At 65.0% G+C, this 22,149-nt stretch carries 24 protein-coding genes; 14 read left to right on the top strand and 10 right to left on the bottom strand.

The window, feature by feature from the left end:
• Positions 1-7: 7 nt before the first annotated feature.
• Genes pspC through C0V78_RS14875 form a run of 4 tightly spaced genes read right to left on the bottom strand, consistent with a single transcriptional unit; the run spans position 8 to position 1,743 of the window.
• Complete coding sequence (gene pspC, locus C0V78_RS05175; protein WP_101796738.1) at positions 8-385, bottom strand: envelope stress response membrane protein PspC; 378 nt, start codon at positions 383-385, stop codon at positions 8-10.
• Positions 382-696: an envelope stress response membrane protein PspB gene (gene pspB, locus C0V78_RS05170; RefSeq protein WP_101796737.1), complete on the bottom strand. Its 315-nt coding sequence runs from the start codon at positions 694-696 to the stop codon at positions 382-384. The genes pspC and pspB overlap by 4 nt, the downstream gene beginning before the upstream one ends.
• 1 nt (position 697) lies before the next feature.
• Entirely contained in the window at positions 698-1,579 is an 882-nt protein-coding gene (pspA, locus tag C0V78_RS05165) for a phage shock protein PspA (protein ID WP_173843340.1), read from the bottom strand.
• Positions 1,576-1,743 (bottom strand): hypothetical protein, encoded by a 168-nt coding sequence (locus C0V78_RS14875; protein ID WP_158241471.1) that lies wholly within the window; start codon positions 1,741-1,743, stop codon positions 1,576-1,578. The genes pspA and C0V78_RS14875 overlap by 4 nt, the downstream gene beginning before the upstream one ends.
• Positions 1,744-1,907: 164 nt before the next feature.
• Between C0V78_RS14875 and pspF the strand changes: the two genes are divergently transcribed.
• Positions 1,908-2,960, top strand: coding sequence for a phage shock protein operon transcriptional activator (gene pspF / locus C0V78_RS05160; RefSeq protein ID WP_101796736.1), 1,053 nt, complete (start codon positions 1,908-1,910; stop codon positions 2,958-2,960).
• A gap of 55 nt (positions 2,961-3,015) precedes the next feature.
• On the top strand, positions 3,016-3,324 hold the full coding sequence (locus tag C0V78_RS05155; protein WP_101796735.1) for a hypothetical protein: 309 nt from the start codon (positions 3,016-3,018) through the stop codon (positions 3,322-3,324).
• A 39-nt stretch (positions 3,325-3,363) separates the two neighbouring features.
• Here C0V78_RS05155 and C0V78_RS05150 read toward each other — a convergent pair whose 3' ends face one another.
• Positions 3,364-4,470, bottom strand: a complete 1,107-nt coding sequence (locus tag C0V78_RS05150; RefSeq protein ID WP_144039838.1) for a polysaccharide deacetylase family protein — start codon at positions 4,468-4,470, stop codon at positions 3,364-3,366.
• 250 nt (positions 4,471-4,720) lie between these two features.
• On the opposite strand from C0V78_RS05150, the gene rimP reads away from it, so the two are divergent.
• The 7 genes from rimP to C0V78_RS05115 all read left to right on the top strand — a co-directional run bounded on the left by rimP (position 4,721) and on the right by C0V78_RS05115 (position 11,947).
• On the top strand, positions 4,721-5,281 hold the full coding sequence (gene rimP / locus C0V78_RS05145; RefSeq protein ID WP_101796733.1) for a ribosome maturation protein RimP: 561 nt from the start codon (positions 4,721-4,723) through the stop codon (positions 5,279-5,281).
• Between the two features lie 3 nt (positions 5,282-5,284).
• Positions 5,285-6,904, top strand: a complete 1,620-nt coding sequence (gene nusA, locus C0V78_RS05140) for a transcription termination factor NusA (protein ID WP_101796732.1) — start codon at positions 5,285-5,287, stop codon at positions 6,902-6,904.
• Positions 6,885-7,607: a DUF448 domain-containing protein gene (locus tag C0V78_RS05135; protein WP_101796731.1), complete on the top strand. Its 723-nt coding sequence runs from the start codon at positions 6,885-6,887 to the stop codon at positions 7,605-7,607. Before nusA ends, C0V78_RS05135 begins: the two co-directional genes overlap by 20 nt.
• 9 nt (positions 7,608-7,616) lie before the next feature.
• Positions 7,617-10,157 carry a translation initiation factor IF-2 gene (gene infB / locus C0V78_RS05130; protein WP_101796730.1) on the top strand — a complete coding sequence of 847 codons (2,541 nt, stop codon included), beginning with the start codon at positions 7,617-7,619 and terminating at the stop codon, positions 10,155-10,157.
• Between the two features lie 128 nt (positions 10,158-10,285).
• Positions 10,286-10,825, top strand: coding sequence for a DUF1697 domain-containing protein (locus C0V78_RS05125; protein WP_101796729.1), 540 nt, complete (start codon positions 10,286-10,288; stop codon positions 10,823-10,825).
• A complete protein-coding gene (gene rbfA / locus C0V78_RS05120) occupies positions 10,825-11,220 on the top strand; it encodes a 30S ribosome-binding factor RbfA (protein WP_101796728.1) in 396 nt (131 codons plus the stop codon). The genes C0V78_RS05125 and rbfA overlap by 1 nt, the downstream gene beginning before the upstream one ends.
• Positions 11,213-11,947 (top strand): alpha/beta fold hydrolase, encoded by a 735-nt coding sequence (locus C0V78_RS05115; protein WP_101796727.1) that lies wholly within the window; start codon positions 11,213-11,215, stop codon positions 11,945-11,947. The genes rbfA and C0V78_RS05115 overlap by 8 nt, the downstream gene beginning before the upstream one ends.
• Here C0V78_RS05115 and C0V78_RS05110 read toward each other — a convergent pair.
• Complete coding sequence (locus tag C0V78_RS05110) at positions 11,944-12,513, bottom strand: YceI family protein (protein ID WP_158241470.1); 570 nt, start codon at positions 12,511-12,513, stop codon at positions 11,944-11,946. The genes C0V78_RS05115 and C0V78_RS05110 overlap by 4 nt on opposite strands.
• Before the next feature lie 186 nt (positions 12,514-12,699).
• On the opposite strand from C0V78_RS05110, the gene C0V78_RS05105 reads away from it, so the two are divergent.
• The 5 genes from C0V78_RS05105 to pnp all read left to right on the top strand — a co-directional run bounded on the left by C0V78_RS05105 (position 12,700) and on the right by pnp (position 17,669).
• Positions 12,700-13,278, top strand: a complete 579-nt coding sequence (locus C0V78_RS05105; protein WP_101798208.1) for a thymidine kinase — start codon at positions 12,700-12,702, stop codon at positions 13,276-13,278.
• Positions 13,275-13,967, top strand: coding sequence for a site-2 protease family protein (locus tag C0V78_RS05100; protein WP_101796725.1), 693 nt, complete (start codon positions 13,275-13,277; stop codon positions 13,965-13,967). The genes C0V78_RS05105 and C0V78_RS05100 overlap by 4 nt, the downstream gene beginning before the upstream one ends.
• Position 13,968: 1 nt before the next feature.
• Positions 13,969-14,868 carry a tRNA pseudouridine(55) synthase TruB gene (gene truB / locus C0V78_RS05095; protein ID WP_101796724.1) on the top strand — a complete coding sequence of 300 codons (900 nt, stop codon included), beginning with the start codon at positions 13,969-13,971 and terminating at the stop codon, positions 14,866-14,868.
• A 5-nt stretch (positions 14,869-14,873) separates the two neighbouring features.
• Positions 14,874-15,143, top strand: coding sequence for a 30S ribosomal protein S15 (rpsO, locus tag C0V78_RS05090; RefSeq protein WP_101796723.1), 270 nt, complete (start codon positions 14,874-14,876; stop codon positions 15,141-15,143).
• 228 nt (positions 15,144-15,371) lie between these two features.
• Complete coding sequence (pnp, locus tag C0V78_RS05085) at positions 15,372-17,669, top strand: polyribonucleotide nucleotidyltransferase (RefSeq protein WP_101796722.1); 2,298 nt, start codon at positions 15,372-15,374, stop codon at positions 17,667-17,669.
• 62 nt (positions 17,670-17,731) lie between these two features.
• Here pnp and C0V78_RS05080 read toward each other — a convergent pair whose 3' ends face one another.
• Genes C0V78_RS05080 through C0V78_RS05065 form a run of 4 tightly spaced genes read right to left on the bottom strand, consistent with a single transcriptional unit; the run spans position 17,732 to position 22,064 of the window.
• Positions 17,732-18,871: a diguanylate cyclase gene (locus C0V78_RS05080; RefSeq protein ID WP_101796721.1), complete on the bottom strand. Its 1,140-nt coding sequence runs from the start codon at positions 18,869-18,871 to the stop codon at positions 17,732-17,734.
• 57 nt (positions 18,872-18,928) lie between these two features.
• A complete protein-coding gene (locus C0V78_RS05075) occupies positions 18,929-19,507 on the bottom strand; it encodes a TadE/TadG family type IV pilus assembly protein (protein WP_158241469.1) in 579 nt (192 codons plus the stop codon).
• Between the two features lie 47 nt (positions 19,508-19,554).
• Positions 19,555-20,133: a TadE/TadG family type IV pilus assembly protein gene (locus C0V78_RS05070; RefSeq protein ID WP_254049826.1), complete on the bottom strand. Its 579-nt coding sequence runs from the start codon at positions 20,131-20,133 to the stop codon at positions 19,555-19,557.
• Positions 20,130-22,064 carry a TadE/TadG family type IV pilus assembly protein gene (locus C0V78_RS05065; RefSeq protein WP_101796719.1) on the bottom strand — a complete coding sequence of 645 codons (1,935 nt, stop codon included), beginning with the start codon at positions 22,062-22,064 and terminating at the stop codon, positions 20,130-20,132. Before C0V78_RS05065 ends, C0V78_RS05070 begins: the two co-directional genes overlap by 4 nt.
• Positions 22,065-22,149: the final 85 nt, after the last annotated feature.

The following is a 22,149-nucleotide window of genomic DNA, read 5'->3' as shown; positions in this document are numbered from 1 at the left end:
CCAAGGCTCAGCGCAGCTTTTCGATTTCGGCGGAAAGGCGCGGGTTGGACGAAACGTAGTAGCTTTCGATGTCGGCCAGGCGGCGGTCGATATCGCGGAACTGGGCGCGCACTTCGCGGGCCGTGCGGCCGGGCGACTGGCGCACGCCCTGCCAGAACTTCTGCTCTGCGCGGTCTTCCGAATAGAGGTAGCCGGGCTTCTTGTCGGCGATCAGCGCCAGGATCACGTAAAGCGGGATGCCGAAGCCGGTCGACAGGGTGAACAGCACCATGCCGATGCGGACCCACAGGACATCGACCCCGGTATAGTCGGCGATGCCGGAGCAGACGCCGAAGATCTTGCCGTTGATCTTGTCGCGGTAAAAGCGTGTGCGCGGGCTGTTCACTTGGGCATCCTTTCCGTCTTGCCGAGCAGTCCTTCAAGCTCGCGCAGTTGCTGGTTGTCGGTCTCGCGGTCATGGGTGACGCGGGCCGGGTGGAAATCGGGGTTGTCGGCGGCGACCAGTCGCTCGACCGTGTCCATCCGCGCGTCGAGCCGCTTGGCGACCTGGTAAAGCTCCTCGAGCAGGGCCTCATCGCCGCTGGTCAGCGTGGCCGCCGTCTTCCACTTGGTGATGTAGTGCAGGATCAGCCAGGGCAGGCCGACGAAGATGCCGAGGACGGCGGTGATCGGCACCAGTGCTTCGAGGAATTCCATGTCAGGCGTCCTTGTTCTGGGCGGCGAGCGCGGCCTTCATCGCTTCGAGTTCTTCATCGACCTTGTCCTGCCCGGCCAGCGCGTTGATCTCGTCGGCGAGGCTGGGGGTTGCGCGGCCATCGGCCAGGCTCAGCGCATCGGCGCGGCCTTCGGCATAGTCGACGCGGCGTTCAAGCTGGTCGAAGCGGGCCATTGCCTCGTCCACGCGCTCGCTTGCCAGCAGGGTGCGCAGCTTGACGCGGTTCTCGGCGCTTTCGAGGCGCGCGGCGATCGCGCTCTGGCGGGTGCGGGCCTCGCGCAGGCGGGTCTGCAGCTTCTCGATATCGACCTCGTAGGCGCGCAGCGCATCGTCGAGGACCTTGATCTCTTCCTTGAGCTGGTCGGCCATGTCGGCGGCCTTCTTCTTTTCGACCAGCGCGGCGCGGGCGAGGTCTTCGCGATCCTTGCTGAGCGCAAGCTGCGCCTTTTCCGCCCAGTCGGCCTGAAGCTTGTCCAGCTTCACGGTGTGGCGGTGCATTTCCTTCTGGTCGGCAATGGTGCGCGCGGCGCTGGCGCGCACTTCGACAAGGGTTTCCTCCATCTCGAAGATGATCATGCGGATCATCTTTTCGGGATCGTCCGCCTTGTCGAGCAGGTCGGAAAAGTTGGCGGCGATGATGTCACGGGTGCGGCTGAAAATGCCCATGAAAGTGGCTCCGGTTGAATAGGACTGGGTCGGCGTGGGCGACTGGCGAAGGCGTTCTACCTCGGCATCGAAGCGGGTGGAACGGCCTTCGCCGCGCGGCGATGAGAAGTGGGCCGGAACCCCGGCATGACGGCGGGACTGCAAGCCATCAGCGGGGGGCTCCGGGGATTCCGGCCCGAGGGGGTCGAACCCGGTCATGCAAGACCAAGTCCGCCAAGGGTGCTCGCGGCAAGCTGGGGGACTGAAAGCTGCTGGGCGAGCACGACTACGTTCATCGAAGTCATCGCGACGATGGACAGAACAACCGCGCGGTCGAGCGGGGAGGGGCGCTTGCGGGCCGGCTCTGACTGACGCTGGAACATGGTGGTTACCTTTCGAACGATACCCGTTGCCGGGCTTGTTCATCGTTTCGCAAGCAGCGTGCCAAATTGTCGCAGCGGCTGATTTCCCAGGGTTTCGCGGGTGTTCGACGAACGACTTGCTGCGCGCATTGCGGCAACTTGGGAATTTATGCTAACAATTGGGCATGGAGCGCGGAACCCAGTTCGTCGGCCAGTCAGGCGCCTTCCTCGATGCCGTGGAACGCGCCAGTCGCGCCGCTGCGCTCAGCCGGCCGGTGCTTGTGATTGGCGAGCGCGGCACGGGCAAGGAACTGATCGCCGAACGCCTGCACCAGCTCTCGCGCCGATGGGCCGAACCGATGGTCACGCTCAACTGCGCGGCACTGCCTGAAACGCTGATCGAGGCGGAACTGTTCGGCCATGAACAGGGCGCCTTCACCGGGGCCACCCGCGCACGGGCCGGGCGCTTTGAAGAGGCGGACAAGGGCACGCTGTTCCTTGACGAGCTGGCCACGCTGTCAATGGGCGCGCAGGAGCGCCTGCTGCGTGCCATCGAATATGGCCAGGTGACGCGGATCGGATCGTCGCGGCCGATCCAGGTCGATGTCCGCATCGTTGCCGCCACCAATGAAGACCTGCCGCGCCTTGCCGACGAAGGCCGCTTTCGCGCCGACCTGCTGGACCGGCTTTCGTTCGAGGTGATCACCTTGCCACCCCTGCGCGCCCGCGAAGGCGATGTCAGGGTGCTGTGCGACTATTTCGGGCGGCGCATGGCGGCCGAGCTTGGCTGGGAATCCTGGCCCGGCTTTGAGCCGGTGGTGATGGAGGCGCTTCAGGACCACCTCTGGCCGGGCAACGTGCGCGAATTGCGCAATGTGGTGGAGCGCGCGGTCTATCGCTGGGATGACGGTTCGCGGCCCGTCGGCCACGTCGTGTTCGATCCGTTCGACAGCCCGTGGAAGCCGCAGGTGGCGGCGCATCGCGGCCCGGCGCCTTCATCTGCCACTGCCGCGCCTGTGGCTGTGGGGCATGCGCCCACGCTTCCCGCAGCATCCGCGCATGACCAGGTGAGCGACCTGCGCGCCGCGGTCGATGCGCATGAACGCGCCATCCTTGAGCATCACCTTGCCCGCCATCGCTATAACCAGCGACAGACCGCCAAGGCGCTTGGCCTGACCTACGACCAGCTTCGCCACTGCATGAAAAAGCACGGCCTTATGGATAAGGCTGCCGGTTAACGACCTTGTAACCCCGTGTTTCTACTTATGCACTTCCGCAAAAGGGGAAGTGCCGATGTACCGCGTTGCGCAATGGATTGTCCGTCACAAGGTTCTGGTTGTCGGTGTGGCCGCTGCCGGCTTCATCTTCTTCGGCAATGACAAGCCCGAAAACGACCAGCCGAAGAACCCCTGGGCCAGCGGCACGGCGGAAGCGGTGGTGGTCCATCGCGGGTCTGACAAGGAATCGCTCACCGACAAGGCCGTCTCTGCCGTTTCCGGCGTGGCGCGCGACTATGCCGGCATCGAAATCGGCGAGGTGAAGCAGGCCAATACGGACAATTGGGCCGCGGTCACCGATGCGGCGAAGAAGGCTTCCGACTGATCGAACGTGAAGCGCCCGCCTGTCGCGCGGGCGCGGGCTTCAGGCGGCCAGCACCGGCAGCGCCGTTTCCGCCACCCAGTTGCCATAGACGCTGAGCGATGCCGCCTTGCGCTTGCTGGCGCCGACAAGATCGCGGTAGAGATCGGAGACCCCCGAAAGTTCGGCCTCGAACTCGATCTGGCTGACCCGCGAATCGTCCAGCACGCGGGGCAGGGCCAGCATGTCTGCGCCGTGGCGGGCAAGGCCGGGCTCGCAGGTGGTCGCGGTCTTCACGCCGGACATCCGCAGCGCGGGAAACCGCGCGGCAGACCAGATGCCGCTGGGATAGCAGAAATGCTGCGCAGGCTTGCTGGTTACCGGCTCGATAACCGCGCGGTTGTCGGCGATTTCGCGCAGGCCCGCATCGAGCTCTTCCGGCAACAGGTGGCGATGGGTGTGCAGTTCGATCGCCATTCCCGAATCCGCCAGCTCGCGCAGTTCCTCGGGCGACACCAGGCTCAGCTTGCGGCTGGCGATGATCGCCTCGTAATCGACCTGCAGCCGCTCGGCGAGACGGCGGGCGAAGGCGATGCGGCCCGGGCTGTCGAAAGTGGCGCAGGCGGCGACGAACAGCTGCTTGGCAAGTTCGCCCCGCATTTCGCCATCGAGCAGAACCCTGCCCAGCGCATCGCCTTCATCCAGGCCAAGGCCGGAAAGGTCGGCCTCGGTCAGCGGGCTCTTCCAGCAGATATAGGCGATGGCAAGCTGGAAGATGGGCCGGCCTTGCTGGAAGTAATAGCTGGTCAGGTAAAGCGTCGCGGGGAAGCCGTGCTTTTCCAGCACCGGGCGGGCGACGGCGTGGGTGGAATGGAAACCGTCATCGATGGTGATGACAACCGGCGCGCGGTCGATCGCGTCCTGCTCGAGCAGGCGGCTCGCCTCGTCGAGCGAGATCACCGGATAGCCCTTGCGCGCGATGGTGCGCATGCGCCGGGCGAAGGTCTCGCCGGAAATGAACAGCGAAGGGCGGAAGGCCGCCTCGTCATCCAGGGTGAAGCCGTGATAGCACAGGATGCGCAGGCGTCGGCGGGTGATGCGGCGGGCAAGCGCAAACAGCCCGGCCAACTTGCCGATCCGGTAAGCCGTCCTGATCAGGGCGCGCTTCATGCTGCTGCCGTATTCCCTTGTGCCCAAGCCGCGCTGGCTTATTCCGGCGCCTAGCGTGGAAACGGTTAAGTTTCCCTTTGTTGCAGTGCCTGCGACGGGGAATCCGCCCGCCGCAAATGGCGGTTGCAATTCGTGCCCGATGCGCCTATCTGTGCTTCATCCCGACATTGTGAAGCAACGGAGGGGCTGGCGCCGCAAGGGGCCGGCACGAAACCGCTTTGCTGCATTGCCGGCCCTTTTGGAGTGACCCATGGCGGATATCGCGCGCCTTACCGAAGTGATCGAGCCCGAGGTGAAAGCCCTGGGATTCGATCTCGTGCGCGTGAAATACTTCAAGGGTGGCGAGATCGGGGATGAGGACTTTACCCTGCAGGTGATGGCCGAGGATCCGGCCACCGGGCAGCTGGTGATCGAACAGTGCGCCGCGCTTTCTCACCGCATTTCCGATCGCCTGGACGACCTTGAGGAAGCCGGCGACGTGCTGATCGCCGATGCTTACCGCCTCGAAGTCAGCTCGCCGGGCATCGACCGTCCGCTGACGCGCGCGAAGGACTGGTCCGCGTGGACCGGCCACGAAGCCCGCGTCCAGCTGGTCGAGCCGGTCGATGGCAACCGCAAGTCGGTGCAGGGCGATATCCAGGGCATCGAAGGCGATGTCGTGACGCTGGAGGACAGGAAGTCCGGCCCGGTCTCGTTCCCGCTTGCCAACGTTCATTCCGCGAAGCTGGTCTTGACCGACCGGCTGATTGCCGCCACCCGCCCGATCGACACCAGCGGTGCCGACGAGATTCTTGAAGAACAGGAAGACTGACCGATGAGTGCGATTTCCGCGAACCGCGCCGAACTGCTCGCCATCGCCAACGCCGTGGCGACCGAGAAGATGATCGACAAGTCGATCGTCATCGAGGCGATGGAAGAAGCGATCCAGAAGTCTGCCCGCAACCGTTACGGCGCGGAAAACGACATTCGCGCCAAGCTTGACCCGCGCACCGGCGACCTGCGCCTGTGGCGCGTCGTGGAAGTGGTCGAGGAGGTCGAGGACTACTTCAAGCAGGTCGACCTGAAGCAGGCGCAGAAGCTCGATGCCAATGCCAAGCTGGGCGACTTCATTGTCGATCCGCTGCCGCCGGTCGATCTGGGCCGCATCGACGCACAGTCGGCCAAGCAGGTGATCTTCCAGAAGGTCCGCGATGCCGAGCGCGAGCGCCAGTACGAGGAATTCAAGGACCGCGCCGGTGAAATCGTCGTAGGCACGATCAAGTCGGTCGAATTCGGCCATGTCATCGTCAACCTCGGCCGCGCCGAGGGCGTGATCCGCCGCGACCAGCAGATCCCGCGCGAAGTCGCCCGCGTGGGCGAGCGCGTGCGCGCCTACATCTCCAAGGTGGAGCGCAACAACCGCGGCCCGCAGATCTTCCTTTCGCGCGCGCACCCCGAATTCATGAAGAAGCTGTTCGCGCAGGAAGTGCCCGAAATCTACGACGGCGTGATCACCATCATGGCCGCCGCCCGCGATCCTGGTTCGCGCGCCAAGATCGGCGTCATCAGCCGCGACAGCTCGATCGACCCGGTCGGCGCCTGCGTCGGCATGAAGGGCAGCCGCGTCCAGGCGGTCGTGCAGGAACTGCAGGGCGAAAAGATCGACATCATCCCCTGGAGCGAAGACACCGCGACCTTCGTGGTCAACGCGCTGCAGCCGGCCACGGTCAGCCGCGTCGTCATCGACGAAGAGGAAAGCCGCATCGAGGTGGTTGTGCCCGATGACCAGCTTTCGCTCGCCATCGGCCGCCGCGGCCAGAACGTGCGTCTCGCCAGCCAGCTCACCGGCTCGCAGATCGACATCATGACCGAGGCGGAATCGAGCGAGAAGCGCCAGAAGGAATTCGCCGAGCGTTCGAAGATGTTCGAGGAAGAGCTCGACGTCGACGAAACCCTGTCGCAGCTGCTGGTTGCCGAAGGCTTCAGCGAGCTGGAAGAAGTTGCCTATATCGAGCTGGCCGAACTGGCCGCGATCGAGGGCTTCGACGAGGAACTGGCAGAAGAACTGCAGAGCCGCGCGCAGGAAGCGCTCGACCGCCGCGAGGAAGCTGCCCGCGAACAGCGCCGCTCGCTGGGCGTCGAAGACGCTCTGGCCGAGCTGCCGCACCTGACCGAGGCGATGCTCGTCACGCTCGGCAAGGCCGGCATCAAGACGCTTGACGACCTTGCCGATCTCGCCACCGATGAACTCATCGCCAAGAAGCGCACCGAACAGCGCCGCCGCGACGGTTCGGCCCCGCGCCGTGCCGCGCGCGACGAGGACAAGGGCGGTGTCCTTGGCGAATATGGCCTGAGCGAAGAGCAGGGCAACGAAATCATCATGGCCGCGCGCGCGCACTGGTTCGAAGACGAACCGGCCCAAGAGGAGGCCGCCGATGCGGATTCCTCACAATGAACCGCTAGGTTCCGACGCCTCTGGAGCGCCTGAGCGGCGCTGCATCCTGACCGGGGAGCACGGCTCTCGGGACGGATTCCTGCGCCTGGCGATCTCGCCCGACGGGGATGTGCTGCCCGATGTCCACGCCAAGGCCCCCGGCCGCGGTGCATGGATCGGCGTTTCGCGCGCAGAGCTTGAAAAGGCGATGGGCAAGGGCCACCTCAAGGGGGCCTTGGCGCGCGCGTTCAAGGGTGCCGCGCTGACCATTCCGGCCGACCTGCCGCAACGCATCGAAGCGGCGCTGACGCGTGCAGTCACTGACCGGCTTGGTCTCGAAATGCGTTCCGGAAAGCTGCTGCTCGGGTCAGACAGGATCGCCGAGCACGCCCGTTCCGGGGGCGTGGTCTGGCTTGGCCACGCGGCCGATGCCAGCGACGATGGTGCGCGCAAGCTGGACCAGGCCTGGCGCGTGGGCATGGAAGCTGAAGGTTCGGGCATGGCGGGAACGCGCTTGCCACTGGACCGGATGGCGCTGTCTGTGGCATTGGGCCGCGACAACGTCGTCCATCTGGCGCTTGAAGATGCAAAGGCGGCACAGCGATTTACCGCCCTGCTTGAGCGCCTGCTCCGTTTCCTGGGCCGCAGCGAACCTGCGGCAGACGAATTGAGCGACCGGACGAACGCCTCGTCCGATGCGACGAATATTGATTTTGAAGGATAGTTTGGACCGATGAGCGACAGCGAAAACAAACCGACCCTTGGCCGCAAGCCGCTGGGGCTCAAGACTTCGGTCCAGGCGGGCGAGGTCAAGCAGACCTTCAGCCACGGTCGCACCAACAAGGTCGTGGTCGAGGTGAAGCGCCGCAAGGTGATCGGCAAGCCGGGCGAGGCACCCGTTGCCGCGCCTCCGCCGCCTCCGCCGCCCCCGCCGCCGGTTGCCGAGGCGCCCAAGCCTGCGCCCAAGCCTTCCGCGCTGCCCAGCGAAACGCCGCAGGAACGCGTTGCCCGCCTGCAGCGCGAGGCCGAGGAAGCGCGCCTTGCCCTGCTGGAAGAGCAGACCCGCCGCGAAGCCGAAGAGCGCCAGCGCGCGCTTGAGGAAGAGCGTCGCCGCGCCGAGGATAACCGCAAGGCCGAAGCGGCTGCTGCCGCTGCTCCTCCGCCGCCTCCGCCGGCTCCGGCTGCGCCCGAGCCGGCACCGGTTGCCGAGCAGCCCGCCGCCAAGCCGGAAGAGCCTGCCCGTCCGGCCGCGCCGACCGCCGCTGCCGCTCCCGCGCCGCGCCGCTTCACGCCCGTTGCCTCGCCCGCGCCCAAGCGCCCCGAGCCGGCCAAGAAGATCGCCCACCCGCGCGACAAGACGGCGGACAACCGCCGCCAGTCGGGCAAGCTGACCGTAACCCGCGCGCTCAACGAGGACGAGGGTGCACGCGCCCGTTCGCTCGCCGCGCTCAAGCGTGCGCGCGAAAAGGAACGCCGCGCCCACTTCGCCGGCCAGAGCCAGCCGCGCGAGAAGCAGGTGCGCGATGTTGTCGTGCCTGACGCGATCACCGTCCAGGAACTCGCCAACCGCATGGCCGAAAAGGGCGCGGACCTGGTGAAGGCCCTGTTCAAGATGGGCATGATGGTCACCGTCAACCAGACGATCGACCAGGACACCGCCGAACTGCTGGTCGAGGAATTCGGCCACAACATCCAGCGCGTGTCGGAAAGCGACGTCGATATCGACACGACGACCGACGTCGATGCCCCCGAAACGCTGAAGCCGCGCCCGCCGGTCGTGACGATCATGGGCCATGTCGACCACGGCAAGACCAGCCTGCTCGACGCGCTGCGCGGGACCGACGTGGTGAAGGGCGAAGCCGGCGGCATCACGCAGCACATCGGCGCCTACCAGATCAAGACCAAGGGTGGCGAACTGATCACCTTCCTTGATACGCCGGGCCACGAGGCCTTCACCGAAATGCGCATGCGCGGTGCGAACGTCACCGACATCGTCATTCTGGTGGTCGCCGGCGATGACGGGCTGATGCCGCAGACGATCGAGGCGATCAACCACACCAAGGCGGCCGGCGTGCCGATGATCGTGGCGATCACCAAGAGCGACAAGCCGGAGTTCAACCCGCAGAAGATCCGCGAGCGCCTGCTCGAGCATGAAATCATCGTCGAGGCCATGTCGGGCGAAGTCCAGGACGTGGAAGTTTCGGCCAAGACCGGCGCCGGCCTTGACGAGCTGATCGACAAGATCCTGCTCCAGGCCGAACTGCTCGAACTGCGCGCCAACCCGGATCGTGCCGCCGAAGCCACGGTGATCGAAGCCAAGCTCGACAAGGGCAAGGGCCCGCTGGCCACCGTGCTGATCACGCGCGGTACGCTGAAGGTCGGCGATATCCTGGTTGTCGGCACCCATTCGGGCCGTGTTCGCGCCATGCTCGATGACAAGGGCCGCCAGCTGAAGGCTGCTCCGCCGGCGCTTCCGGTGGAAGTGCTGGGCATCGGCGGCGTGCCGATGGCGGGCGATACGCTCACCGTGGTTGAAAGCGAGGCCCGCGCCCGCGAGGTTGCCGCCTTCCGTACCGAACAGGCAACCGCCAAGCGCACCACCTCGGCACCGGCCAGCCTCGAGAACATGTTCTCGGCGCTTGCTGCCAAGGCGAACGTCATCGACTATCCGGTGGTGGTGAAGTCCGACGTCCAGGGTTCGACCGAAGCGATCGTGCAGGCGCTCAACCGCCTCTCGAACGACGAGATCAAGGTCAAGGTCCTCGCCTCGGGCGTCGGCGCGATCACCGAAAGCGATGTCAGCCTTGCATCGGCGGCCAATGCTCCGATCATCGGCTTCAACGTCCGTCCGAACGCCAAGGCGCGCGAGATGATCGAGCGCAACAAGACGCGGATGAAGTACTTCGACGTGATCTATCACCTGACCGAGGACGTCGCCAAGGAAATGGCCGGCATCTGGGGTCCGGAGCGGATCGAAACCGTGGTCGGCCGCGCCGAGATCAAGGAGATCTTCCCCGCCGGCAAGCGCGACAAGGCCGCCGGCCTGCTCGTCACCGATGGTTACATCAAGAAGGGCATCTTCGCCCGCGTCACCCGCGACGATGTCATCATCACCAAGACGACCATCGCCTCGCTGCGCCGTTTCAAGGACGACGTCGCGGAAGTCCGCGCCGGTCTGGAATGCGGCGTGGTGCTGGAAGGCACGAACGACATCAAGGCGGGCGATATCCTCGAAACCTTCGAGGTCGAGGAACGCGAACGCACGGTTGGCTGATAGGGCCGCCTTAGCATGGCTTATGAACCCGGCAGAGGTCCAAGGATCTTTGCCGGGTGCTTGCTGGCTGGCCTGTTCGGCTTCCTGATGATGGTCCCGCTGTTCCTCTTGCTGCTGGCGCGTAACTGATGACCCGCTTCGTCGCCCTTTTCGGTTCGATCAACGTCGGCGGCAACCGCCTGAAAATGGCGGACCTGCGCCATGCGCTGGAGCGCGAGGATATCGAGAACGTCGAGACCGTGGTGGCCAGCGGCAACGTGCTGTTCGATTTCGATGAGCGGCCGACCGAGGGGCTGGAGGACATGTTCGCCTTCATCATGAAGGACCGCTTCGATATCGAGAGCTTTGTCGCCGTGCGCAGCCGGGATGAACTGGCGGCGGCTATTGCGGACAACCCCTTTGCCGCCGATGGCGAGGAAAAACTGGTTCACACCCAGTTCCTTGCCTGTCAGCCGAAGGAGAGCGCGTTCGACCTGCTGGTTGCCGAATACAACGGGCGCGGGCCGGAAAGGATGGCCTTGGGCCACCGGGCGCTCTACATTGACTACGTCGAAGGCGCGGGCAATTCCCGGCTGACCGGCGATTTCATCGCCCGACGCCTGGGATGCCCCGGCACGGCGCGCAACCTGCGCTCGCTGCGCCGCATACTCGAGAAGATGGACAGCTGATGGCCCGCCAGCAAAGCACCCCCGAAACGCGCTCCGTCCGCCTGCTCAAGGTGGGCGAACAGGTGCGCCACGTCATTTCCGAGCTGCTGATGCGGCAGGAAGTGCACGACGATGTGATCTCGGCCCATTCGATCTCGGTCACCGAAGTGCGCATGTCGCCGGACCTGCGCCATGCCCACGTCTATGTGAAGCCCCTGCTCGGCTCGGACGAGGAGGTGGTGCTCAAGGCGCTGCGCACCAACACCGCGTTCTTCCAGAAGGCGGTGGCCGGCAAGCTCAAGCTGAAATACGCGGCCAAGATCAAGTTCCTGGCGGACGAGACCTTTGACGAGGCAAGCCGCATCGACGCGCTGCTGAACGACCCCAAGGTGCTGCGCGATCTGGATCATGACTGACTTCGTCTTCCTGCACGGCGGCGGGCAGGGCGGCTGGGTCTGGGACGAAACGATTGCCGCGCTGCAGGCACAGGCGGGCGAGGGCACGCACCGCCTGCTGGCGCTCGATGCCCCGGGCTGCGGGGCAAAGCGCGGCCGTGATACCTCTGCCATCACCTTCGAGGAGATAACCGCCGAACTCGTCGGAGATATCGAGGCCGCCGGCCTTGGCGACGTGGTGCTGGTTGGCCATTCGCAGGCCGGGGCGCATATGCCCGCCATGGCGGAACTGCGGCTCGCGCTTTTCCGCCAGCTGATCTTCGTTACCTGCACCGCCCCCGATCCGGGGCTCACCGTGGTGCAGATGACGGGCGAGCGCGTGCACAAGGAGCGGCACCCGTTCCACGATTCCACCCTGCCGGTGCGCGAGCGTTACCGCGCGATGTTCTGCAACGACATGGCCCCGCTCGAAGCCGATGCCTTTCTCGACAGGCTGGGCGAGGATCAGTGGCCGCCGGTCTGCTATTCGCATTCGGACTGGCGCTACGATCATCTGGCCGAGCTGCCGGTCAGCTATGTGCTGTGTCTAGAGGATGCCATCCTGCCGCTGGCCTGGCAGGAATATTTTGCCCGTGCGGTCCATGCGCGGTCCACCCCGCGGATCGATGCCGGCCATCAGGTGATGAACACCCGGCCCCATGCCCTGGCGGAGGTGCTGCTGTGCGAGGCGCTGGGCGAGGCGGCCTAGTTCGGCACCATCCGGGCCTTGATCGTGATCGTCACGTCCTTGCCCACCAGCCCGCCATAACCGTTCATGCCGAACTGGCGGCGGTCGATCGTCGTCTGCGCCGTGATCTGCACCGGCTCGCGTCCGGTGATCTGTGCCGGCGGCGTGGCGAAGGTAACCTTCATCACCGTCGGCCGGCTGGTGCCACGCGCAGTGAGCTGGCCGGCGATCTGGGCGGTCTGCGGGCCGGTCATGGTCATCCGCTGGCCGGAAAAGCTGACCATCGGATGGCGGGCAACATCGAGGAAATCCGGGCCCTTCAGCTGATCGCCCACCTTGGGGTCGCGCGTTGCCATGGCGCGTGCATCCACTGCCACGTCCATGCGGATTGCGCCAAGCTGGCCGGGAGAGAGCACGATACCGCCGCTCATCTTCGGGAACTGCGCCGATTTCCTGGCAATGCCCAGCACGGTCACCTTCGCGTCGATCAGGCTGCTGCGGCTGTCGATCTGGTAGCGATAGGCCGGTGTCGAAGCGGCGGTCGCCGCCGTGGCGAGAAGCGGAACGAGGGCAAGCAGGAGGCGCATGATCAAAACCCGGCAAGGCATCCCCGGACGGGGGAGCATTTCGTTACCACAGGTTGACCAGACATCCTTTCGATAAGGTTAAGGGGCAGCCCTGATAGCCTGCAAACCATTGTAAAGCGTGTGCGTCCACAGGCGCGCCAAGGAACGGACTCGCCTTTGCCGCGGGACAACCTATCTATGCCGCGCATGGCCAAGCTGTATTTCTACTATGCCAGCATGAATGCGGGGAAGAGCACCAACCTGCTGCAGGCGAACTTCAACTATAACGAACGCGGCATGCAGACCATGCTGTGGACCGCCGCGCTGGACAATCGCGGGGGCGAGAAGGCAATCGAAAGCCGCATCGGCCTGCATGCCGATGCCCATCGCTTCCATGCCGAAACGGACCTGTGGGACCGGATCATGGCCGCGCACCGGGTAGAGCCGCTGGCCTGCGTGCTGGTGGACGAGGCGCAGTTCCTTTCCGGGGAACAGGTCTGGCAACTGGCGCGCATCGCCGATGAGGGCGGGGTGCCCGTGCTCTGCTATGGCCTGCGCACCGATTTCCAGGGCGAGTTGTTCCCCGGTTCCGCCGCCCTGCTGGGCATTGCCGATGCCCTTATCGAACTGAAGGCGGTGTGCCACTGCGGCCGCAAATCGACGATGAACCTGCGCGTCGATGAAAGCGGCGCGGCGGTGAAGGCCGGGGCGCAGACCGAGATCGGCGGGAACGATCGCTATGTGGCGCTGTGCCGCAAGCATTTCAGCGAGGCGCTTGGCCGATGAACGATACCCTGCTCAAGGCTGCGGCGCTGATCGTGCCGATGGTTTTCGCCATCGTGTTCCACGAGGTCGCCCACGGCCTTGCCGCCAAGTGGCTGGGCGATCCGACAGCGCAGGAGCGCGGGCGGCTGAGCCTTAACCCCATCCGCCATGTCGATCCGGTCGGCACAGTGGTGCTGCCGGGCGCGCTGGCGCTGATGGGGCTGCCGGTGTTCGGCTGGGCAAAGCCGGTGCCCGTGGTGCCGCAGCGGATGCGCAACCCGCGCCTTGGCATGATGCTTTCGGCAGCGGCGGGGCCGGCGTCCAATTTCATCCAGGCGCTGGTCGGCGCCGTTCTGCTGGGCCTGCTGGTCGCGGCCTATGGCTCGGTGGAGGAACCGGGCGAGGGAGTGCGCTTCCTGGTAACGATGCTCAGCTACGTGCTGATGATCAACGTCTTCATCGGGCTGTTCAACCTGATCCCGGTGCCGCCTTTCGACGGTTCACATATCGTCGAGGGCCTGCTGCCGCGTCCGCTGGCGCAGGCCTATGGCAGCATCCGCGGCTATGGCCTGCTGCTGGTGCTTCTGGTGATCGTGGTGCTGCCTTACCTTATTCCCGGCTTCGATCCGGTCGGGGCGATCATCGACAAGCCCTTCAAGGCGATGATGGACCTTTACGGTGCAGTCGTGAAGGGCATTGCCGGAGCCTGACATGCCCCACGGCTGGATCATTCTCGACAAGCCGCTCGAACTCGGCTCGACGCAGGCCGTGGGCGCGGTGAAGCGCAACCTGCGCGAGGCCGGCTTCGGCAAGGTGAAGGTGGGGCACGGCGGCACGCTCGATCCGCTGGCAACGGGCGTCCTGCCGATCGCGCTGGGCGAGGCAACCAAGCTGTGCGGGCGAATGCTCGATGCCAGCAAGACCTATGCCTTCACCATCGCTTTCGGCGCGGAGACCGACACGCTCGACCTTGAAGGCAAGGTGATCGCCACCAGCGATGTGCGGCCCACGCCGGCGCAAGTGGCGGCGGTGCTGCCGCGCTTCACCGGGCCGGTCGACCAGATGCCGCCGGCCTATTCGGCGCTGATGGTCGATGGCGAGCGCGCCTATGACCTTGCCCGCAAGGGCGAGCAATTCGAGCTGAAGTGCCGCAGGGTGACGATCCACTCGCTGGAAATCGAAGGCGCGGAGGATGCAGGGATCACCCTTGTCGCTCACGTTTCCAAGGGCACCTACATGCGCAGCCTTGCCCGCGACATTGCCCGGGCGCTCGGCACGGTAGGCCATGTCACCATGCTGCGCCGCCTGCGGGCGGGGCCGTTCACCGGTGAACAGGCGATTTCGCTGGACAAATTGAACGAAGTCGGTAAGGGCGCGCCTCTTGAGAACGTACTCTTGCCGCTGGAGGCAGGGCTGGTCGACATCCCGGCTCTTGACCTCGGTCCGGAACAGGCAAGCATGGTCCGCCAGGGCCGGGTTCTGACCGGACTGCCCCAAACCGACGGGCTGCACTGGGCGCGAAGCGGGACTGTTCCCGTGGCGCTGGTGGAACTTGCCGGTGGATCCGCCACGGTGGTCCGGGGTTTCAACCTTCCCGATGTCGCGGAGTGAATGACATGTCGGTTACCGCCGAAAAGAAGCAGGAAATCATCAAGGACAACGCGCGCGCCGCCAATGACACCGGCTCGCCGGAAGTCCAGGTCGCGATCCTGACCAGCCGCATCAACACGCTGCAGGGTCACTTCAAGGACCACCACAAGGACAACCACTCGCGTCGTGGCCTGCTGACCATGGTCAACAAGCGCCGCACCCTGCTGGCCTACCTGAAGAAGAAGGACGTGGATCGGTACAACGCGCTGATCCAGAAGCTTGGTCTTCGCAAGTAATCAAGCGGAGCGGCCCCTAGCGGGCCGCTTTTGCTTTCTGCGTACCGCGCGAAAAGTGGGAACCGGTTTTCGCTTTCCGCGATACGATCAGAAAAAGGTGGCTCTCGCACAATCCGGTGCGAAAGCCTCTCCCAAGGGGCCATGAGCGCTCCACACCGGACCGGGACGGCATCCCCGGCAAGAGGCCCCGCGCCGCAATAGGGCCGCGCGGGTTCACAAGGAAAACACATGTTCGACGTCAAAACCGTATCAATGGAGTGGGGCGGAAAGACCCTCACCCTGGAAACCGGCCGCATTGCCCGTCAGGCTGACGGCGCGGTCCTCGCCACCTATGGCGAAACTGTTGTGCTTTGCGCGGTCACTGCCGCCAAGAGCGTCAAGGAAGGTCAGGACTTCTTCCCGCTGACCGTCCACTATCAGGAAAAGTTCTTCGCTGCCGGCCGTATCCCCGGTGGCTTCTTCAAGCGTGAACGCGGCGCGACGGAAAAGGAAACGCTGGTTTCCCGCCTGATCGACCGTCCGGTCCGCCCGCTGTTCCCCGAAGGCTTCTACAACGAGATCAACGTGATCGCGCAGGTGCTGTCGTTCGACGGCGAGTGCGAGCCCGACATTCTCGCCATGATCGCCGCCTCGGCCGCGCTGACGATCTCGGGCGTGCCCTTCATGGGTCCGATCGGCGCCTGCCGCGTCGGTTACAAGGATGGCGAATACACGCTGAACCCGAAGCAGGACGTGGCGATCAAGGAAGGCGAGCTCGATCTCGTCGTCGCCGCTACCGGCAATGCCGTGATGATGGTTGAATCCGAAGCCAAGGAGCTTTCGGAAGAAGTCATGCTCGGCGCCGTGATCTTCGCGCATGACGAATGCAAGAAGGTCTGCGACCTGATCATCGACCTGGCCGAGAAGGCTGCGAAGGAACCCTGGGATATCGCGATCAGCGATAACTCGGCGATCAAGAAGCAGCTCAAGGACCTTGTCGGTGCCGATATCGCCGCTGCCTACAAGCTGACCAGCAAGTCGGCCCGCTCGGACGCGCTCAACGCCGCCCGCGACAAGGCCAAGGCTGCCTTCGCCGATCAGGACGCGCAGACCCAGATGGTCGCGATCAAGACCCTCAAGAAGGTCGAGGCCGATGTCGTTCGTGGCGCCATCCTCAAGGATGGCACCCGCATCGATGGCCGCAAGGTCGATCAGGTCCGCCCGATCGAAGCGATGGTCGGCTTCCTGCCGCGCACGCACGGTTCGGCGCTGTTCACCCGCGGTGAAACGCAGGCGATCTGCACCACCACGCTGGGCACCAAGGATGCCGAGCAGATGATCGACGGGCTGGAGGGTCTCTCCTACTCGAACTTCATGCTGCACTATAACTTCCCGCCCTATTCGGTTGGTGAAGTTGGCCGTTTCGGCGCGCCTTCGCGCCGCGACACCGGCCACGGCAAGCTCGCATGGCGCGCGCTGCAGGCAGTTCTGCCGAGCAAGGAAGACTTCCCCTACACGATCCGCGTTGTCTCGGACATCACCGAGTCCAACGGTTCCTCTTCGATGGCCACCGTCTGCGGCGGCGCGCTTTCGATGATGGACGCCGGCGTGCCGCTGACCCGTCCGGTCTCGGGCATCGCCATGGGCCTGATCCTTGAAGGCGAAGAGTTCACCGTGCTGTCCGACATCCTGGGTGACGAAGATCACCTGGGCGACATGGACTTCAAGGTGGCCGGCACTTCCGAAGGCATCACCACGATGCAGATGGACATCAAGGTTGCCGGCATCACCCGCGAGATCTTCGAGGCAGCCCTGGCGCAGGCCAAGGGTGGCCGTGCGCACATCCTGGGCGAGATGACCAAGGCCCTGGGTTCGGCCCGTACCGAACTTTCGGCCCATGCCCCGCGCATCGAGACGCTGCAGATCGACAAGTCGAAGATCCGCGAAGTCATCGGCACCGGCGGCAAGGTGATCCGCGAGATCGTCGCCGAAACCGGCGCGAAGGTGGACATCGACGATGAAGGCCTGATCAAGATCTCCTCGTCGGACCTCAGCCAGATCGAAGCCGCCAAGAACTGGATCCTCGGCATCGTCGAAGAACCGGAAGTGGGCAAGGTCTACAACGGCAAGGTCGTCAACATCGTCGACTTCGGTGCCTTCGTGAACTTCATGGGCGGCAAGGACGGTCTCGTCCACGTTTCCGAAATGCGGAACGAGCGCGTCGAAAAGCCGACCGACGTCGTGTCGGAAGGCCAGGAAGTGAAGGTCAAGGTCCTCGAGATCGACAACCGCGGCAAGGTCCGCCTGTCGATGCGCGTGGTTGACCAGGAAACCGGCGAGGAACTGGAAGACACCCGTCCGCCCCGCGAACCGCGCGAACCGCGCGGCGACCGTGGTGACCGCGGCGATCGTCGTGGCCCCCGCGGTGATCGTGGTGGCCGTGACCGTGGTCCGCGTCGCGATCGTGACGATCGTGGCCCGCGCCGCGACCGCGACGAAGGTGGCAACCCGGATCACATGCCGGCGTTCCTCAAGGACGACGATTGATCCTTCACGCTCCCGCGTGAATGCAAACAGGGAAGGGGCTGCTTCGGCGGCCCCTTTTCTTTTCAGGCGGCGCGGTCCGTCAGGCCGGCCGGATCGGCAATGATGATCCGGTTGCGCCCCTGTTCCTTGGCCGCATACAGCGCCTCGTCCGCGCCCTTTAGCGCGGCGCGGGGATCGGGAAAGGCGAAGACGTCGGCCAGTCCGGCAGAAAAGCTGACCTGCCCGAACGGCGTGTCGGTCGCCCTGTTGACCAGCCGACGCGAGGCAAGGCTTTCGCGGGTTTCATCAAGCGTTGCAAAGGCTTCGCGGGCAGACTTTCCACGGAACAGCACGACGAATTCCTCGCCGCCATGGCGGGCGACGTGGCAGCGGTCGTCGGATATTTCCGCCAGCGTCCGGGCAACGAGTTTCAGCACCCGGTCCCCCGCGTCGTGGCCGTGCAGGTCGTTGATCGCCTTGAACTTGTCGATGTCGCAAAAGGCGACGCACAACGCATCGTGCAGGCGGCGGGCCTCGGAAAATTCGCGCTCGAGCAATGCCTCGAAGGCGCGCCGGTTGGGCAGGCCGGTCAGGTGATCAAGGTCGGCGTTGCGCCGCGCCTCGTCCAGCCGGCGCTGCAATTGCCGCGTTTCGCGCTCGGACCGGGCCATGCGTTCCTCGATCACGCGGGTGCTTTCCAGCATGGCCTTGGCCACCGTGGCGAGCTCGTTCAGCACTTCGCCCGCGCCGGTGGAGACCTGAAGGCCATCGACGTGGCTTTGCAGGGCGCTCTGGTAATCGCTCGTCGCGCTGCGCGCTTCGCTCGTGGTCCGCGAGAAATCGCCGACCGATTTCTCCAGCCGTTCGCGCAGCCGCGCCAGCGATCGGGCATCGTCACCACGCGTCATGCCGCGCACTTCGGCGATCCATTCCGCGTCGATGGGTTCGCGATCGCGCAGCCGGCGGTTGACCAGCCCGGCAAGGCGCGGGTCTGTGCCGGTGATCAGATCGTGGGCAAAGCCCAGCGATTCCGCATCGATCGGCACGCGGTGCTGCAACAGGAACGTGCCGATCTGGTCCAGCAGCGCGCGGCTGGCGATCAGGTGCGCGCCATCGGCCGGCAAGGCTGCCGCTTCGTGCGGCGTGGCTGTTTCTTCCGCGTGGAGCGGCCCTCCCAGGCCAAACCAGTTGCGAACCCGGTTCAGGATTGGATCGTTTTCCATATTGGGTCCGTTAACGGTCGGCGGGGCGGGATTTTAAGCCCGCACCGGTTCCGATTTTCAGCATGACAGCACCGCCACGGTGGGCAGAGGGTTGTAGATCTGGGTGAGGTCGCGATCATCGCGCACGTACATCGCGGCGCTGCGATAGATCGTCACCCGTCCGCCGGGGAGCAGCAGCGGCGCGTAATCGTAGTAGACCTCGGCAAACATGATCGCCGATCCGTTCTCCGCCGTGATGAGGCTGCCCGCGGGCCCCATGCCGGCGAAGGCGGTGCCGGCGGCGCCGGTGCCTTCAGCGCCATAGCGCGAGCCGACGGCCTTGATCCCGCGGCAGCGCTGCCAGTGGATCCACTGGCCGCCGCTGGCATTGGTCTCCAGGCTGGAGAGCACGACGCGGCCATTGGCGAAGATGTCCATGCCAGGATAGGCAAGGTCGGCGGCGCGAAAAGTTTCGGATACGTCGTATTCGCGAAACTGTGCGGCCCCTGAAACCGAGGTCATCTTAGCGCGGCTGGCGTTATCGGCCACGGTAATGGCGATCTGGTTCACCCGCATGTTGACGATGGCATAGTTGGCCAGCTCGATCCCCCCCATGCCGAGCAGCAGCAGCAACGGCATGGCGACCGCGAATTCCACGGCGGCGACACCGCGACGGGACCGGAAGAGCTGCCGCCAGGCCTTGCTCAGCCGCATATCTGCACCGCCGAGCGGCTTGCCTGCGAGGAATAGGGCTGGTTGCGCAGCGTGGTCGATGCGGTCAGTTCGCGCACGGGTGAAAGGCCCAGCGCCGACATCGGCAGTGTAGAGCTGTAGCTGACTGTTGCCGTATAGAGCACCACGTCGTTCGCGCCGCCCTGGCCGGACTTGGCAACGTCGCTGTCCCAGGTGCGGTTGTCGTTCTCGTCGATGAAGCACTCGCCGGAATCGTAACGGCCGTTGGCGTTCAGGTCGGTGAAGTCCTCGGGCGTCAGCACGTCGCTGAAGGTGGAGTAATTCCTGCGGCTGAAGGTGACATTGGCCCCCGGCATCACGGCGCGCACCTGGGTGCGCACGTAATCGTCGATCCCGGTCTGCGAGCTGGCGGATTTCTGAAGGGTGGAATTGCGCCCTGCCTGCTGCATCGCGCCTTCCAGCACGGCGCGCAGGTATTGCGCCAGGCCCAGCTCGAACGTGCCGAGCACCAGCATCAGCAGGGCAGGCGCGATCAGGGCGAACTCCACGGCAGCCGCACCTTGCCGGTCATGCAGCAGGCGGCGGGTCACTGGTTGATCCTCAGGTCTGCCACTTCGCCCGCGATGAACTTGAAGGTGTTCTTCAGCGTGGTGGTATCGTTCGAGGCATAGGCGCGGCCGCCGCTGGAGCAGGCCCGCATTTCGTCCGTCAGCGAGACGCCGAAGCCGATGACCCAGATGGTATAGCCCTTGGCCTTGGTGGCGTTGCAGGCGGCTAGGAAGCGGGCGTTGTGATAGGTCGTCAGGTCGGCGGGGGCGGTTCCCATCGGCGCCACGCGGGCATCGTATGCCTCGACCCCGTAGGCCGAATAGGCCGTGCGGGCAGGTTCCATGATGCCGTCGGTCAGGAAGATGATGTGGCGGCTGGGCTCGCGGTTGCCCTCGTTGACGTTGCTGGCAAGGATGCCGTCGGGATTGGCCAGCCGGCCGCCCCAGATCATGCCGATATCATGATAGGTGCCGCCCCAGGCGACCAGGTTGTTGAGATAGGTGTCGAGCCATGAGGGCACGGTGCCGGGGCTGCTGGTGTCCACCTCGGTGAACTTCTTCATCGGCGAGGGGCAGTATTCGGTCATGCCGGAATAGTTGGCCGTGGTGGTGAGCGTGGCAGACGAATTGCCCCGCCAGATCTCCATGGCGGACCAGTAAGGCTTCCAGCGGCTTGACTCGCTCGACGGGGCCGAGGTGATGTCGAGGTCTGTCGCGCCGGCGGGAACCGGGTTCATCGACAGGTCCTGCACCGTGGCGCGTTCCTCGATGCAGCCGTCCCAGGTGTCGCTGCTGCGGCTGAGGCCGCTGGTCCCGGCCATCGCCGCGAGCGTTACCATGTCGTAGGTGCCCTGCGTCGGCACGGTCGCGCTGGAGCTGATGGAGGTGACATAGCTGACTGGCCCCAGTCCCTTGTAGGATGCGGTCGGAACGCTGGCCTGCCGGTAGACATAGTTGGAGAAGCGGTAGCCGCTGACCGACCAGGTGGTGGTGACGACGGATTTCTTGCGCTTGCAGGTGCCGGTTGCCCACCAGCTGCTGCCCGAAGTGCGCGTCCACGACGAATAGCTGTAAGTTGTTGTCATGGTCGTGGAAGGCGCGGTGCCGCTGGTCACCGGGTTGTTGCCCCAGCTCGGATAGTCGTTGTTCGCGTAATAGTCGCAATCGCCCGAGGTAATGGCGTAGGGATAGGTCTCGATGGACTCTTCCGGCGCGCTGTCCGTCCCCGCATAGCTCGGCGTGCCGAAGTAGGCGAGCTTGGTCTGGTAGGTGTGGCTGTCGGCGAAATAGCTGGTCGGTATGTCGCCGGCAGAGACCAGGTCCTTTGTGTTCACCGTCATCGCATAGGGCACGAAGCCGAAGCGGATGCGGGTGGTGTTCTTGTCGATCACCGCGGCGGCAACCACCTTGTAGAAGTCGCGCACGGCATCGCGCAGGCCCTGAAGCTTGGAAGTGGAACCGGAGGTGCAGTTGCTGCCGCTGGGCTCGCAGGCCATCGATCCGGTGGTATCGATGACGAACATCACATCGGCGCTCGCCAGCTGCAGTTCCGCGCCGCAGGTGAGGTTGAGGCTGTATTCGTTCCAGCCGAACATCCGCATCAGCGTGGTTGGAACGCGGGTGCTGGCCGAACCGGTCACTTCGCCGGCAGCATTGGCGGCCATGGTGAAGGACGTGTTGCTGGCCTGCACCGTGCTGCTCTGGAAGTTGAAGGCGAACATCGTCTGCGCCTTCGCCTGTTCGGCCGTGCTCCAGGTGCCGGACTTGCTCATCGCCCGGCGACCGGCAAGCACGCCGGCATCGCAGGCATTCTGCAGGCTGGTCCGGGCCATATAGGCGCGGCTCATGTCGATCCCGCCGCCGATCAGCACAAGCAGGGCCGGCAGGCCCAGTGCCACGATGGCGAGCACGTTGCCCCGCCGTGAAGCAGTCAGGCGGCGCATCAGGCGCTGGAGGGCGGAAAGGGTCTTCATGGTTGCGCAGAACGGTTACCCGACGCGCAACTTTTAGAGCCCGGCGCTTAAGCGTCGGGTAAGGGCAGTGTTAGGCGGTAATACC

The organism is Novosphingobium sp. TH158 (assembly GCF_002855555.1).
Lineage (GTDB): Bacteria > Pseudomonadota > Alphaproteobacteria > Sphingomonadales > Sphingomonadaceae > Novosphingobium.
This window is presented reverse-complemented; position numbering and strand designations above follow the sequence as displayed.